Raw genomic sequence first — 15,253 nt, forward strand, 5'->3', positions numbered from 1 at the left:
TCAGTCCCGCACCAGACCGCCATCGACCACCAGGTTCTGCCCGGTCACCGCGCGTGACCAGGGGCTGGCGAAGAACAGCGCGGCATCGGCGAACTCGGCCGGGGTGGTGACGCTGCGCAGTGGCGTGTTTGCGGCGATGTAGTCGAACACCGCTTCGGGCGTGGCGGCGCTGGCATCGGTAGTGCGCAGCAGGCCACCGGACAGCATGTTCACGGTGATGCCATGCGGGCCGAGGTCGCCGGCCAGGGTGCGGGTCAGCGACAGCAGCGCGGCCTTGGCGGCGGTGTAGTCGTGGTAGGGCACGACCGGGTTCTGGAACAGGTTGGTGCCGATGTTGATGACCCGGCCGAAGCGACGGGCCTGCATGCCGGGCAGGGCGGCCTGCACGGTGTTCAGCGCGCCACGCACGCTGCCCTCGAACTGCGCCTGGAACGCCGGCCAGCCGATATCGGCGGCGGCGTCGCGGGCATCGCCATTGAACGAGAACGCAGCGAGTGCGTTGTTGACCACCGTGGTGACGCCCTGGCCGAAGTGCCCCAGCGCCTGCTGCAGCATCGCATCGACCTGGCCGCGGTCGGTGACGTCGGCCGGCAGCGCGATCGCCTGTCCGCCCAGCTCGGCGGCCAGCGCACGTGCGGCGCCTTCGCTGCGGTGATAGTTGACGATGACGCGCGCGCCCTGCGCCGCGAACGCGCGGGCGATGTGCTGGCCAAGGCCGCGGCCGGCACCGGTGACCAGCACCAGCTGTTCGCTGATCTGCATGAGGGGGCTGCCATCCATTGCATGAAAGGGCATGCAGCGTAGCAGTGATGGCGCTTGCCGGAGCAGGCGTGCTGCCGCTAGCCTGCAGGCATGAACCAGACTCCCCTGCGATTGCTCATTCACGGTGCCTCCGGGCGCATGGGCCAGGCCCTGCTGCGGCTGGCCGCCGAACATCCCGATACCCTGCAGATCGTGGCTGCAGTGACCGGCCGTGCGCCGGCCCAGCGCGTGGTCGACGGCGTGCCGTTCTTCGCGGCCAGCGAGCTGCCCGGTGCGCCGGTGTTCGACGTGGCGATCGACTTCAGCCTGCCAGAGGGCTTCGACCCGATGCTGGCGCTGTGCGTGGAACGGGGCGCGGGCCTGGTGTCGGGCACCACCGGCATCTCCAGCACGCAGCGGCAAGCGCTGGAGGCAGCGGCGGCGTCCATCCCGTTGGTCTGGGCGTCGAATTTCAGCCTGGGCGTGGCGGTGCTGGACGAGCTGGTCGAGCGTGCGGCGCAGGCGCTGGCCGGCTGGGACTGTGACATCGTCGAATCGCACCACACGCAGAAGAAGGACGCGCCGTCGGGCACCGCGCTGACCCTGGGCGCGGCCGCGCAGCGGGGCGGGGCGAAGCCGCATTACGCCAGCCTGCGTGCCGGCGACATTGTCGGCGAGCATCTGGTGCAGTTCACCGGCCCGGGCGAGCGCATCGAGCTGGTGCACCGGGCCACCAACCGCGACATCTTCGCCCGCGGCGCCCTGTTCGCCGCCCGCCAGCTGCAGGGCCGGGCCCCGGGCAGCTATCGGGTGCGGGACCTGCTGCAGTAAGGCGGGCTGATTCCTGGGGTCGGATCCCTTTCCAGCGGAAAGGGCTCTGACCCCATCCGAGGGCGCCTGGGGTCAGAGCCTTTCCCATCCGGGAAAGGATCCGACCCCGCCTCCGGCCCGCATACGCCGCCGGATTGAAATGAATGCGCAATCGCCTGTTCACAATGCGCGATAACCGCTGGCGCGAGCGCCCCGGCAGCGCTACAATTCGCACTCGCCGAATCACGAAAGCCGGACCGGTCCCAGACCGTACGTCCGCGCTTTTTTGCAACCGGATTTCCGTGAAGCGCAGGCGTGACTTCGGCAGCCCCCTCGGTAGCCAAAGTGAGATTCCCGTGACCCAAGCCGCAATCCTCGTCCTCGAAGACGGCACCGTATTCGAGGGCGAATCCGTAGGCGCGCCCGGCCTGTCCGTCGGTGAGGTGGTGTTCAACACCGCCATGACCGGCTACCAGGAAGTGCTGACCGACCCGTCCTACGCCCGGCAGATGGTCACGCTGACCTATCCGCATATCGGTAACACCGGCATGACCGACCAGGACAATGAAGCGTCCAAGGTGTGGTCGGCCGGCCTCATCGTGCGCGACGTTCCGCGCCGTCCCAGCAACTGGCGCAGCCAGGTGTCGCTGCAGGACTGGCTGATCCAGCGTGGCGTGGTCGCCATCGCTGGCATCGACACCCGCAAGCTGACCCGCATCCTGCGCGAGAAGGGCGCGCAGAACGGTGCGCTGATGGCCGGTGACATCGACGTGGAAAAGGCACTGGAAGCCGCCCGCAAGTTCCCGGGGCTGAAGGGCATGGATCTGGCCAAGGTCGTCACTACCGAGAAGACCTACACCTGGACCGAGGGCCAGCTGGACCTGGATGCCAATGCCTTTGTCAGCGTGCCGGCGAAGTTCAAGGTCGTGGCCTACGATTTCGGCGTGAAGACCAACATCCTGCGCATGCTGGCCGAGCGCGGCTGCGAAGTGACCGTGGTGCCGGCGCAGACCCCGGCCGCCGAAGTGCTGGCGCTGAAGCCGGACGGCGTGTTCCTGTCCAACGGCCCGGGTGACCCGGAACCGTGCGACTACGCGATCGAAGCGATCAAGACCTTCATCGACGTGAAGATCCCGACCTTCGGCATCTGCCTGGGCCACCAGCTGCTGGGCCTGGCCTCGGGCGCACAGACCATGAAGATGGGCCACGGCCACCACGGTGCCAACCACCCGGTGCAGGACCTGGACAGCGGCCGGGTGATGATCACCTCGCAGAACCACGGCTTCGCGATCGATGAAGCGACCCTGCCGGCGACCCTGCGCGTGACCCACCGCTCGCTGTTCGACGGCACCAACCAGGGCGTGGCCCGCACCGACGTGCCAGCGTTCTCGTTCCAGGGCCATCCGGAAGCGTCGCCCGGCCCGACCGATGTCGGTCCGCTGTTCGACCGCTTCGTGGTGCTGATGGAGCAGGCCAAGGCGTGATCAGTACGCCGCCGGCCCGCCGGTGGCGTCGCGATGGACCGTAAACCCCGCATCGCTGCTGCCGCTGGCGCGGCGCTGCGGATCAAGATTCCTGATCGACAGCGTGCGATCACCCCCCTTGTCACGCTGTACTGACTTAGAGAAGAAAATGCCCAAGCGCACTGACCTCAAGACCATCCTCATCATCGGTGCTGGCCCGATCGTCATCGGCCAGGCCTGCGAGTTCGACTACTCCGGCGCCCAGGCCTGCAAGGCCCTGCGTGACGAGGGTTACCGCGTGGTGCTGGTCAACAGCAACCCGGCCACGATCATGACCGACCCGGAGATGGCCGACGCCGTCTACATCGAGCCGATCAACTGGCAGACGGTCGAGAAGATCATCGCCAAGGAGAAGCCCGATGCGCTGCTGCCGACCATGGGTGGCCAGACCGCGCTGAACTGCGCGCTGGACCTGGCCGACCACGGCGTGCTGGAGAAGTACAACGTCGAACTGATCGGCGCCAAGCGCGAAGCGATCCGCATGGCCGAAGACCGCGAGCTGTTCCGCGTCGCCATGGGTGAGATCGGCCTGGAATGCCCGACCGCCGCCGTCGCCCACACGCTGGACGAAGCGCTGGAAATCCAGACCCGCGTCGGCTACCCGACCATCATCCGCCCCAGCTTCACCCTGGGCGGCAGCGGTGGTGGCATCGCCTACAACCGCGAAGAGCTGGTCGAGATCGTCAGCCGCGGCCTGGAACTGTCGCCGACCACCGAAGTGCTGGTGGAAGAGTCGGTGCTGGGCTGGAAGGAGTTCGAGATGGAAGTGGTCCGCGATACCGCGGACAACTGCATCATCGTCTGCTCGATCGAAAACCTGGACCCGATGGGCGTGCACACCGGTGACTCGATCACCGTGGCGCCGGCGCAGACCCTGACCGACAAGGAATACCAGCGCCTGCGCGACGCCTCCATCGCCGTGCTGCGCAAGATCGGCGTCGATACCGGTGGCTCGAACGTGCAGTTCGGCATCAACCCGAAGACCGGCCGCGTGGTCGTCATCGAGATGAACCCGCGCGTGTCGCGTTCCTCGGCGCTGGCCTCCAAGGCCACCGGCTTCCCGATTGCCAAGGTCGCCGCCAAGCTGGCCGTGGGTTACACCCTGGACGAACTGAAGAACGAAATCACCGGTGGCCTGACCCCGGCCTCGTTCGAGCCGTCGATCGACTACGTCGTCACCAAGATCCCGCGCTTCGCCTTCGAGAAGTTCCCGGCCGCCGATGCGCGCCTGACCACCCAGATGAAGTCGGTGGGCGAGGTGATGGCAATGGGCCGTACCTTCCAGGAGTCGGTGCAGAAGGCGCTGCGTGGCCTGGAAACCGGCAAGGTCGGCTTCGACCCGACCGGCCTGGACCTGAGCAACGAGGAAGACCTGCAGACCCTGCGTCGCGAGCTGAAGGCGCCGGGCCCGGAGCGCCTGTTCTTCGTCGCCGATGCGTTCCGCGCCGGCATGAGCGTGGAAGAGATCTACGCGCTGTCGTTCATCGATCACTGGTTCCTGGACCAGATCGAGGAAATCATCGCTGCGGAAGCTGACGTCGCCGCCGGTGGCATCGACGCGCTGGACGCCGCACGCCTGCGCAAGCTGAAGCGCGCTGGCTTCTCCGACGCGCGCCTGGCGCAGCTGACCGGAACCAACGAAGCCGCCATCCGCGCGCTGCGTCGTGCGCACAAGGTGCGCCCGGTCTACAAGCGCGTGGACTCCTGTGCCGGTGAATTCTCCACCGGTACCGCCTACCTGTACTCGACCTACGAGGACGAGTGCGAGGCTGCGCCGAGCAACCGCGACAAGATCATGATCCTGGGCGGTGGCCCGAACCGCATCGGCCAGGGCATCGAGTTCGACTATTGCTGCGTGCACGCGGCACTGGCGCTGCGCGAGGATGGCTATGAAACCATCATGGTCAACTGCAACCCGGAAACCGTGTCGACCGACTACGACACCTCCGACCGCCTGTACTTCGAACCGCTGACCCTGGAAGACGTGCTGGAAATCGTCGAACTGGAACAGCCGAAGGGCGTGATCGTGCAGTACGGCGGGCAGACCCCGCTGAAGCTGGCGCGCGCGCTGGAAGCCAACGGCGTGCCGGTGATCGGCACCAGCCCGGACTCGATCGACCTGGCCGAAGACCGCGAGCGCTTCCAGCAGCTGGTCGACAAGCTGGGCCTGAAGCAGCCGCCGAACCGCATCGCCCGCAACGACCAGGAAGCCCTGCTGCTGGCCCGCGAGATCGGCTACCCGCTGGTGGTGCGCCCGAGCTACGTGCTGGGCGGCCGTGCGATGGAGATCGTCTACGGCGAAGCCGACCTGGCCCGCTACGTGCGCGACGCGGTGAAGGTGTCCAACGATTCGCCGGTGCTGCTGGACCGCTTCCTCGACAACGCCGTCGAGTGCGACGTCGACATCATTGCCGATGCGCAGGGCAACGTCCTGATCGGCGGCGTGATGGAGCACATCGAAGAAGCCGGCGTGCACTCGGGCGATTCCTCGTGCTCGCTGCCGCCGTACTCGCTGTCGGCTGAAACCCAGGCCGAGCTGCGCCGCCAGGTGGTGGAACTGGCCAAGGCCCTGAACGTGGTCGGCCTGATGAACACCCAGTTCGCGATCCAGACCAGCGATGAAGGTGCCGACACCATCTACCTGCTGGAAGTGAACCCGCGTGCCTCGCGCACCGTGCCGTTCGTGTCCAAGGCCACCGGCATGCCGCTGGCCAAGATCGCCGCCCGCTGCATGGCCGGCAAGACGCTGGCCGAGCAGGGCGCGACCAAGGAAATCGTGCCGGACTACTACTCGGTGAAGGAAGCGATCTTCCCGTTCGCCAAGTTCCAGGGCGTCGACCCGATCCTCGGGCCGGAGATGCGCTCCACCGGTGAGGTGATGGGCGTCGGTCGCACTTTCAACGCCGCCTTCGCGCGTGCGCAGGAAGCCGGTGGCATCAAGGCGCCGCCGGTCGGCAAGGCCTTCGTCTCGGTCCGCGATCCGGACAAGAAGCGCGTGCTGCCGGTGGCCAAGGCGCTGCTGGCGCGTGGCTACAGCCTGGTCGCCACCCGTGGCACCGCCGCATGGCTGCAGCAGCACGGCATGGACTGCGAGATCATCAACAAGGTGGTCGAGGGCCGTCCGCACATCGTCGACTCGATCAAGAACGGTGAGATCGTCTACATCGTCAACACGACTGAAGGTCGTTCGGCGATCAACGACTCGTTCTCGATCCGTCGCGAGGCGCTGCAGCATCGCGTCACCTACTCGACCACCATTGCCGGCGCCAAGGCGCTGGTGGATTCACTGGAATTCCGTGGCACCGGCCCCGTCTGGTCGCTGCAGGAGCTGCACAAGGAGTTGAATGCATGAGAGCCCCCATCACGATGAAGGGCGCGCAGAAGCTGCGCGACGAACTGGATCACCTGAAGTCGGTCAAGCGCCCGAAGGTGATCGCCGCCATCGCCGAAGCGCGTGAGCATGGCGACCTGAAGGAGAACGCCGAGTACCACGCCGCGCGCGAGGAACAGGGCTTCATCGAAGGCCGCATCAAGCAGCTGGAAGGCGAGCTGTCGCACGCCGAGATCATCGACGTGAGCAAGCTCAACGCCGGCTCCAAGGTGGTGTTCGGTGCCAGCGTGACCCTGGCCGACGTGGAAACCGACGAAGAGAAGAAGTACCAGATCGTCGGTGACCTGGAAGCGGACATCAAGCTGGGCCTGATCGCGATTTCCTCGCCGGTGGCACGCGCGATGATCGGCAAGCTGGAAGGCGATTCGATCGTGATCGACGCCCCGGCCGGCCAGCGCGAGTACGAGATCGTCAGCGTCAGCTACGTGGACTGACCCAGTGGCAACGGCGACCCTGCTGTTGCCGGCGCGCAGCCGCTTTGCCGCGGCTGCGCTGCCGGACGATGTGGCGCGTGCGCTCGGCCGCGCCACGACGGTGCAGGTCGCGCCGGGCGAACGCGCGCAGCTGACGCGCCATTTCACGGTCGCCGCGCCGCACTGGCCGGTGGCCGCGTTGACCCGCCAGCGCGACGTCGGCGATGCGGCGGGCGCCAGTTGGCTGCGTGCCGATCCGGCCTGCATGGTGCCGGACATGCACGGCGCGCGGATGATGGCCTACGGCGAAACGCTGCGGCCGACGCTGGCCGACTGCCTGGCCCTGCTGCCGGTGCTGCAGCCGTTGTTCGCCGATGCCGGGTTCGTGCTCGACGCACCGGACCCTTCGCGCTGGTACCTGCGGCTTCCGATCGACCTGGCCCTGCCGGATTTCGACAGTCCGGACGAGGTGCTGGGCGATGACCTGTTCTCGCACCTGCCGGAAGGCGAGGGCGGCCGCCGCTGGCGGGCGCTGATGACCGAGGCGCAGGTGCTGCTGCACAACCATTCCTGGAACCAGCAGCGCGCCGCGCAGGGACAACAGCCGATCAATTCGCTGTGGTTCTGGGGCGGCGGCGTGATGCCGGTGTCGGTCAGTACGCCGCACGCACAGGTGCGCAGCCGCGATGCGCTGCTGCAGGGCCTGGCCCTGGCTGCCGGAGTGGCCGTGGATGGTGAGCAGGCGGTGGATGCACTGGTCGACCTGCGCCAGCTGCGCTCTTTGCAGCAGCTCGGCAATGATGCGATCCGCCCGCTGCTGGCCGCGTTGAAGCGTGGCGAGCTGCAGCGGCTGGTGCTGGATTTCGAGGACGGCTTGCAGTTCCAGCTGGACCGTGGCCAGCGCTGGCAGTTCTGGAAGAAGCCGCGCCAGCTTCACGATTGATCGGGGTCGGATCCGTTTTCCATCGGAAAACGGCTCTGACCCCAGATGTTTGCCGGGGTTGCCGGCCAGCGGCCGGCACTACCGCCGCTGCCGGGCGCAATCCCGCCAGCCTCTCCCACGCGCGGTATCATCCCTCTGTCTTTCGTAACCGGCGATGCCGATGTCCCTTGCCGCCGATGCCGTGCAGCCCACCTCTGATACGCCGATGATCCGCCGCCGCGATGCGGTCGTGCCCGGCAGCTGGCCAGAGGGCACGCTGCCGCTGCTGGCGCGGCTTTACGCCAGTCGTGGCGCAGGTACACCGGAACTGGCGCAGCCGAAGCTGGGCAATCTGCATGCGCCCGAGCTGCTGACCGGAATCGACGATGCGGTGGGACTGCTGGTCGAGGCCGTCGCCAACGATAAGCGCATCCTGGTGGTCGGCGATTTCGACTGCGATGGTGCTACCGCCTGTGCGGTCGGTGTGCGAGGCCTGCGCATGCTCGGCGCGCAGCACGTCTTCCACGCGGTGCCGAACCGCATGGTGCACGGCTATGGCCTGTCACCTTCACTGGTGGAGGAACTGGCCGAGCTGAAACCGGACCTGCTGGTTACTGTCGATCACGGCATTGCCTGCCACGCGGGTGTGAGCGCGGCCAAGGCGCGTGGCTGGCAGGTGCTGGTCACCGACCACCATCTGCCGGGCCCGCAGTTGCCGCCGGCCGACGTGATCGTTGATCCGAATCTGGACGGCGACGCCTTCCCCAGCAAGTCGCTGGCCGGTGTCGGCGTGATCTTCTACGTGCTGATGGCGCTGCGCCGTCAGATGCGCGAGGCCGGCGTTTTTGCCGATGGCAAGGGGCCGGACCTGACCACGCTGCTGGACCTGGTGGCGGTCGGTACCGTTGCCGACCTGGTAGCGCTGGACCCGAACAACCGTGCGCTGGTCAGCGCAGGCCTGCGCCGTCTGCGCGCAGGGCAGGGTTGTGTCGGCCTGCGTGCGCTGATCGAAGCCAGTGGCCGTGATGCCGCGCGCCTGACCGCCACCGACATCGGCTTCGCACTCGGCCCGCGCCTGAACGCGGCGGGCCGGCTGGAGGACATGGCGTTGGGCATCGCGCTGCTGCTGACCGAAGACCCGCGCCAGGCGCGCGAGATCGCGCAGACGCTGGAGCAGATCAATTCGGAACGGCGCGCGGTGCAGCAATCGATGACCGATGACGCCGAGCAGGCGTTGACCCGCGTAGTGCTGGACATGGCCGGCCAGCGCCCGGTGGCGGCCTGCCTGTTCGATGCCGATTGGCATCCGGGCGTGGTCGGCCTGGTCGCGTCGAAGATGAAGGATCGCCTGCATCGCCCGGTGATTGCCTTCGCCCCGGCTGAACCGGGTGCCGACACCCTGCGCGGCTCGGCGCGTTCGATTCCCGGCCTGCACATCCGTGACGCACTGGCACTGGTCGATGCGCGGCATCCGGGGCTGATCGAACGCTTCGGTGGCCACGCCATGGCGGCCGGCCTCAGCCTGCGGCTTGACCACGTTGATGATTTCAAGGCGGCCTTCGTGGCTGTCGTGCTGGAAATGCTCGACCCCGCAGCATTGCAGCAGCAGGTTCTCAGCGACGGCGAACTGGCCGCAGACGAGCTGGATCATCGCCACGCCGATGCGTTGCGCCTGGCTGGACCGTGGGGCCAGGGCTTCCCCGAACCGCTGTTCGATGGCCACTTCGAAGTGGCCAACTGGCGCGTGTTGAAGGAGCGCCACTTGAAGCTGGAGCTGCGCCTGCCCGGCGTACCCGGCACGATCAACGCGATCCACTTCGGTGGCTGGCACGGCAACGCGCCGGGCCGCCGTGTGCATCTCGCCTACCGGCTGGCCTGCGATGACTATCGCGGCGGCAGCGCCATCCAGTTGATCGTGGAGCACAGCCTCCCCGCATGAAAAAGGGGACGGAGGGGATTAAGTCGCAAGTGGCAAACAAGGCACAAGCGACTTAATCCCCTCCGTCCCCTTTTCCGGGAAGTCAGCGGATTTCGGTTACCAGTGTCGGCAGCTCCCAGGTGCCGCCGGGCACACCCCGGCACAGGCCCGCTGCCACTTCCGAGGTGGCGATGAAGGCGGTGCCATTCCAGGTCCAGGTGTTCTGCGAGATGCAGTCACCCAGGCCGCGGCCCTTCTGCGCGGCAATGATCTGGCCATCGTCGTAGTCGATGGCATCGCTGGTCACCCACTTTGCCTGGAACGGCGGCTGTGGGCGGGTCACCCAGTAGCCATCGCCGCTGTTATAGGCCGCTCGCCAGCAGGGCACGTTGACCAGCACGTGCTGTGCGTCCAGGCGGCGGACCTCCAGCGGCGAGTTGCTCAGCGGAGTATCGGCATCGGCTTCCTGAAGGCCTTCGCAGCTGTCGCCCTCCAGCGTGGCACGCAGGGCCGTGCGCAGGGCGGGTGAGGCGGCCAGTTTCGCAAACGCCGGATCATCCGGGGTCGAGTCAACGGTGGCGGCCTTGCGCACCACCGGCACCGGCAGGGCGGCGGGGACGCTGGATTCAGGGCTGCTGCCCTTGCGCATCACGGCGCCGGGTGTGCCGAGGCGACCCTGATACTCATCGATCTTCAGCAGCACCGCTGCCGCCCCCTTGTCTGACAACGGCCAGCGATGGCCGGCGCCATCAGTCACGCTGACTCCACCGTCGCGCACCAGCGCGGACAGCAGTGCGCTGGCCTGCGAGGCATTCAGGCTGTGCGTGCCTTCGCCCTTTGCAGGTGCCAGAACGCCGAGATCCTGCTGCTGGATGCGCAGATGCAGTGCGCCCTTGGGCTGGGGCTGGCCTTCTTCCGGCTGCAGCGACAGGCGGCCCTGGATGGCCTGGCCCGGGCCGCCCTTGCGGGTGAGCAGCACACTCAGGGTGCTGTCATCGTCGGTGGCATAGCCAGCGGCGCGGCAGGTCAGGGTGTTGTCGCAGGCCACGATCCAGTCGTGGTGCTGGAAATACAGGCTCTTGGCCGGGGCAGCGGCACTGGCGCTCAATGGGCAGGCCAGGGCCAGCAGGGCGGCGGGGAGGAGGGATCGCATCGGCATCCTTGCACGTGGGGAAAGTGGGGCATGGTGCCTGCTGGTGGGGGCGATGAAAAGCTGCACGGCGTTCAACCCCGTTCCGGCTGTTCGCGCGTTCAAAGGTCCACGATCCCACTGGAGCCCTGTCATGGTCTTCGCCCGTTGCTGCAGCGTGTTGATGCTTGCCCTCGCAATCTGGCCCGCCGGCGCCCAGTCGCCACGCATTGCCCGGCCGCAAGCCGCCACACCGCTTTTGATTGCGCCCGCCGCCGAACAGCCTGTGCAGCTCCAGCGTGCGCGCATCGAAGGCGAGGTCCAGGCCGGCGTCGCCCAGACCCGGATCACCCTGGAATTCCACAACCCGAACCGGCGCGTACTGGAGGGCGAGCTGCAGTTCCCGCTGGCCGATGGCCAGCAGATCACGGGCTTCGCGCTGGACATCAACGGTGAACTGCGCGACGCCGTGCCGGTGCCCAAGGACCGTGGCCGCCAGGTGTTCGAAGAGATCGCCCGGCGTGGCGTAGACCCGGGCCTGCTGGAACAGACTGCCGGCAACCAGTTCCGCCTGCGCATCTATCCGCTGCCGGCCGGTGGCAGCCGCCGCGTGCAGCTGGTGATTCGTGAGCCGTTGGCCTTCGCCGGACAAGGCTGGCAATGGACATTGCCGTTGCAGTTTGCCGCCGGTGCGGCTTCGGTTGAATTGCAGCTGCAGGCACCGGGCGCGTCCACCGCGGGCATGGCGCCGTTCCGCATCACTGCGGGCCAGCTGCACTGGCAGGGCAAGGGCGCGCAGCTGCCGACGCAGCTGCAGTGGCGCCTGCCCGCAGCACGTCAGGCGCAGGTCCAGGTGGCGCTCTGGCAGGATGGGCACTACCTGCTGGCGCAGCTGCCGGTGGCGGCCAACAGCACGCCCCGCACGCTGCCCAGCGAGATCGGCCTGCTGTGGGATGGTTCCGGTTCGGCGGGGCAGCGCAATCGCACGCGTGAGTTCGCGCTGCTGGATCGCTACTTCGCCGCGATGGGTGACGGCACGGTGGCATTGACCGTGCTGCGCGACCGCGCCGAACCGGTGCGGCGCTTCCGCGTCCGCGCCGGCAACTGGAACGAGCTGCGTGCTGCGCTGCAGGCCGTGCGCCCGGACGGTGCCAGCGCGCTGGCGCAGTGGCAGCCGCAGCCGAGTGTGAAGGAGTACCTGCTGCTCAGCGATGGTCTGCTGACCTATGGGCCGGAAGCACTGCCAGCACTCGCGCCGGATCAACGCCTGTTCGCGATCAGCAGCGCCGGCGCCCGTACTGACAGCACGCGACTGCGTGGCTGGAGCGAAGCGCATGGCGGACGCTTCGTCGCGCTGGGTAATGATGTTGATGCGGCCGCTCGCGAACTACTGTCGTCGCCCTTGGACGTGCAGGTCGATGCGGGCCGTGGCGTACAGGACGTGGTGATCGATCGTCGCAGTGAAGCCCAGGGCTGGTTGTGGCTGCATGCACGACTGGCGGCCGACGGCGTGCCGATGCGGGTGCGCGTGGGCGGCGGTGAATGGCAGGCGCTGCCGGCAATACAGAAGAGTGACGACGGTGAACTGGTGGCCGGCTTGTGGGCGCAGGCCCGTCTGCAGCAACTCGGCGCCGACCGTCGAGGCAACCGCGAAGCCATGCAGCGGCTGTCGCAGCAGTTCGGCCTGGTCGGGCCGGATACCTCCCTGATCGTGCTGGAGACGCTGGAGGACTACCTGCGCTATGCGATCCGTCCGTCCGGAAAACTGCGCGCGGAGTACGATGCGCGCTTCGCGCTGCAGCTGAGTGATCGCGCCGCGGCCGATCGCCAGCGCCTGGATGAAGTGGCTGCTCGCTGGAAGGAGCGCCAGCAGTGGTGGAACCGCAGCTGGCCGAAGGGCGCGCCGCCGCACGCCAAGGAAATGGCGCTGGAAGTTGCATCCGCAGGCTACGCAGCCGAATCCGCACCCGTGGCGATGCTGGCAGCCCCTGCGCCTGCCCCGCCGGCTGCGCCTTCACCGATGGCAGCGGCTGCCGAGCAGCGCATGGACGCCAGCAGCGCACGCGCGCGCCGCTCAGCACCTGCATCGAACAAGACGCTGGATGCGATCGCGGTCACCGGTGGGTTCGCCGACGCATCTGCTGCCGCCAACGACGGCCAGCTCGGCATCCGGCTGGCGGCCTGGCAGCCGGACTCGGCCATCGCCCGTCGCCTGCGCCAGGGTCCGCCGTCGCAGCTCTATGACCGCTATCTGGCCGAGCGCGATGCCCACGCCGACAGCAGCGCGTTCTTCCTTGACGTGGCCGACCTGCTGCTGGAGCAGGGCCAGCGCGAACTGGCACTGCGCGTGCTGTCGAACCTTGCCGAGATGGACTTGGACAACCGCCACCTGCTGCGCGTGCTCGGCTACCGGCTGATGCAGGCCGATGCACCGGCACTGGCGGTGCCGGTGTTCGAGCAGGTTCTGGCGATGGGCCAGGAAGAGCCGCAGAGCTTCCGCGACCTGGGCCTGGCACTGGCAGCAGCGGGCAAGCCGCAGCAGGCACTGGCGCCGCTGTACCAGGTGGTGGTGCGGCCGTGGGACAGTCGTTTCGATGGCATCGCCCTGATCGCATTGGATGAGCTGACCAACCTGGTGGCGCGCAGTACGCCGCGCCTGGACACCCGCGGCATCGACCCGCGACTGCTGCAGGCGATGCCGCTGGACCTGCGCGTGGTGCTGTCGTGGGACGCCGACAACAGCGACATGGACCTGTGGGTGACCGACCCGAATGGCGAGCGCGCGTACTACGGCAACCGCCAGACCTACCAGGGCGGGCGGATGTCGCAGGACTTTACCGGCGGCTATGGTCCCGAGCAGTTCTCGCTGCGTAACGCCAAGCCGGGCAAGTACAAGGTCGAGGCGAACTATTTCGGCAGCCGCCAGCAGCTGGTGACCGGTGCGACGACCCTGATGCTGCGCCTGACCACGCACTGGGGCACGCCGAAGCAGAAGGACCAGATGGTAACGATGCGGTTGAAGGACCGTGCCGAGACCGTGCTGGTGGGCGAGTTCGAGGTGAAATGACCGATCCCGGGCTTATGTAGCGTCGAGCTTGCTCGACTGCCTCGAGGTGGAGCCGAGCCCATGCTCGGCTCATGGCAGAGGTAGTCGAGCATCGGCTCGGCGCTATAAGGACACGGCGCGTGCGATCGTCGACGCTGGTGGATCGGCACGCAGGCCGAACAGAGGCCGCAGCCAGCGCGAGCGTCGGATCAGCAGCTCGTGGATCAGCAGGCAGCCACCGACGGTACCGGCCAGCAGCAGGGCTGGTTCCATCCACGGGCCCAGCTGCAGTGGCTTGAGCCAGAACAGCAGGGCGATGATCAGGCTCTGGTGCAGCATGTACCACGGATAGATGGCCTCGGTGCAGTACGGCAGCCAGCGGAACGGGCGATCAAGGAAGACCTTTCCCCAGCCCAGGATGGCCAGCAGCGCGGTCCATACGTACAGCGACTGGCTGGTCCGGACCTGCAGGTCCCAGAACGGTTCGGGCCATTGCCGCAGGGGGGAATCGGCCGCCAGCACCTGGCCAAGGATGCGCAGGCCCAGGTACCAGCCGACCGCAGCCAGCGCCAACCACAGCGTGGTGCGGCGCAGGGCCACCACCCGTTCCCGGAACAGTGGCTCGCGACCCAGCAGGTAGCCGGCCAGGAATACCGTGGCGTACTTCGCGTGCTGGTACCAGTCGCCGAGCAGGGCATTGGTGGACGGATAGATCGGCTCCAGCCAGACCACCCAGGCCAGCAGCAGGGCGAACGGAATGCCGATCAGCAGCGTGGGCGAGGCTGCAACGCGTGCCATCGCGCTGCGCACCCCTGTGGTTCCCAGCAATGGCATCAGCAGGGCCAGCGCCAGGGTGTAGTTCCACAGATAGGCCAGGTACCACAGGTGGTTCCAGGTGATGCCGTACTGCCAGCCCGCGAAGCTGCCTTCCGGCCAGGGCCGCACCTGCCAGTAGCGCAGCAGGAAGTGGCCGAAGCCCGGCGCTACATGGCCGTTGGCCACGCCTTCGCAGTACGGCTGGATCGGTACGATCACGAACATGCCGAACAGCAGGGGCAACAGCAGCTTCCAGGTGCGCAGGCCGGCGAAGCGCAGCAACCTGCCTTCGGGTCGCATCAGTGCGATGGCGATGCCCGAGATCAGGAACAGCAGTGACATCCGCCAGCGATTGACGAACACCATCGGCCATTGCAGCCATTCGGCCGTGTGCACGCTCTTGAGGTGGAAGCCCCAGTCGTCCACATAGGCCATGGCGGTGTGGTAGAGGATCAGCAGGGCGAAGGCGAACACGCGCAGGGCGTCGATGTCGTGGCGTCGGGTCATGGGGATGGTGTGCCGGAGAGTCGAGCCAAGGTGACGC

10 protein-coding genes are annotated in these 15,253 nt (G+C 67.5%); 7 read left to right on the forward strand and 3 right to left on the reverse strand.

What is annotated here, in order from left to right:
- Complete coding sequence (locus tag DFO63_RS00530) at window positions 1-780, reverse strand: 3-oxoacyl-ACP reductase (protein WP_014037054.1); 780 nt, start codon at window positions 778-780, stop codon at window positions 1-3.
- A gap of 72 nt (window positions 781-852) precedes the next feature.
- Between DFO63_RS00530 and dapB the strand changes: the two genes are divergently transcribed.
- The 6 genes from dapB to recJ all read left to right on the forward strand — a co-directional run bounded on the left by dapB (window position 853) and on the right by recJ (window position 9,739).
- Window positions 853-1,572: a 4-hydroxy-tetrahydrodipicolinate reductase gene (gene dapB / locus DFO63_RS00535; RefSeq protein WP_119006195.1), complete on the forward strand. Its 720-nt coding sequence runs from the start codon at window positions 853-855 to the stop codon at window positions 1,570-1,572.
- Window positions 1,573-1,907: 335 nt separating this feature from the next.
- Entirely contained in the window at window positions 1,908-3,035 is a 1,128-nt protein-coding gene (carA, locus tag DFO63_RS00540) for a glutamine-hydrolyzing carbamoyl-phosphate synthase small subunit (protein WP_042358678.1), read from the forward strand.
- A gap of 148 nt (window positions 3,036-3,183) precedes the next feature.
- Entirely contained in the window at window positions 3,184-6,426 is a 3,243-nt protein-coding gene (gene carB, locus DFO63_RS00545) for a carbamoyl-phosphate synthase large subunit (RefSeq protein WP_049444856.1), read from the forward strand.
- Between the two features lie 8 nt (window positions 6,427-6,434).
- Entirely contained in the window at window positions 6,435-6,899 is a 465-nt protein-coding gene (gene greA / locus DFO63_RS00550; protein WP_026347191.1) for a transcription elongation factor GreA, read from the forward strand.
- A 4-nt stretch (window positions 6,900-6,903) separates the two neighbouring features.
- Window positions 6,904-7,821: a 2,3-bisphosphoglycerate-independent phosphoglycerate mutase gene (locus tag DFO63_RS00555; RefSeq protein ID WP_014037058.1), complete on the forward strand. Its 918-nt coding sequence runs from the start codon at window positions 6,904-6,906 to the stop codon at window positions 7,819-7,821.
- 160 nt (window positions 7,822-7,981) lie between these two features.
- On the forward strand, window positions 7,982-9,739 hold the full coding sequence (gene recJ / locus DFO63_RS00560) for a single-stranded-DNA-specific exonuclease RecJ (protein WP_049443481.1): 1,758 nt from the start codon (window positions 7,982-7,984) through the stop codon (window positions 9,737-9,739).
- 82 nt (window positions 9,740-9,821) lie between these two features.
- On the opposite strand, the gene DFO63_RS00565 is transcribed toward recJ, so the two are convergent.
- On the reverse strand, window positions 9,822-10,871 hold the full coding sequence (locus tag DFO63_RS00565) for a DUF1176 domain-containing protein (RefSeq protein WP_101765385.1): 1,050 nt from the start codon (window positions 10,869-10,871) through the stop codon (window positions 9,822-9,824).
- Between the two features lie 130 nt (window positions 10,872-11,001).
- Between DFO63_RS00565 and DFO63_RS00570 the strand changes: the two genes are divergently transcribed.
- The gene (locus DFO63_RS00570) at window positions 11,002-13,914 is read left to right on the forward strand and encodes a VIT domain-containing protein (protein WP_119006196.1); all 2,913 of its coding nucleotides are present in this window, start codon (window positions 11,002-11,004) and stop codon (window positions 13,912-13,914) included.
- Window positions 13,915-14,016: 102 nt separating this feature from the next.
- On the opposite strand, the gene DFO63_RS00575 is transcribed toward DFO63_RS00570, so the two are convergent.
- Window positions 14,017-15,216 (reverse strand): acyltransferase family protein, encoded by a 1,200-nt coding sequence (locus tag DFO63_RS00575; RefSeq protein ID WP_119006197.1) that lies wholly within the window; start codon window positions 15,214-15,216, stop codon window positions 14,017-14,019.
- Window positions 15,217-15,253 lie beyond the last annotated feature (37 nt).

It is taken from the genome of Stenotrophomonas sp. AG209 (assembly GCF_003550055.1).
GTDB lineage: Bacteria > Pseudomonadota > Gammaproteobacteria > Xanthomonadales > Xanthomonadaceae > Stenotrophomonas.

Excerpts from the sequence above, each read along its gene's own strand:
- DFO63_RS00530 (WP_014037054.1), bottom strand. The coding sequence starts at position 780 with ATGGATGGCAGCCCCCTCATGCAGATCAGCGAACAGCTGGTGCTGGTC.
- dapB (WP_119006195.1), top strand. The coding sequence starts at position 853 with ATGAACCAGACTCCCCTGCGATTGCTCATTCACGGTGCCTCCGGGCGC.
- carB (WP_049444856.1), top strand. The coding sequence starts at position 3,184 with ATGCCCAAGCGCACTGACCTCAAGACCATCCTCATCATCGGTGCTGGC.
- recJ (WP_049443481.1), top strand. The coding sequence starts at position 7,982 with ATGTCCCTTGCCGCCGATGCCGTGCAGCCCACCTCTGATACGCCGATG.
- DFO63_RS00565 (WP_101765385.1), bottom strand. The coding sequence starts at position 10,871 with ATGCGATCCCTCCTCCCCGCCGCCCTGCTGGCCCTGGCCTGCCCATTG.
- DFO63_RS00570 (WP_119006196.1), top strand. The coding sequence starts at position 11,002 with ATGGTCTTCGCCCGTTGCTGCAGCGTGTTGATGCTTGCCCTCGCAATC.
- DFO63_RS00575 (WP_119006197.1), bottom strand. The coding sequence starts at position 15,216 with ATGACCCGACGCCACGACATCGACGCCCTGCGCGTGTTCGCCTTCGCC.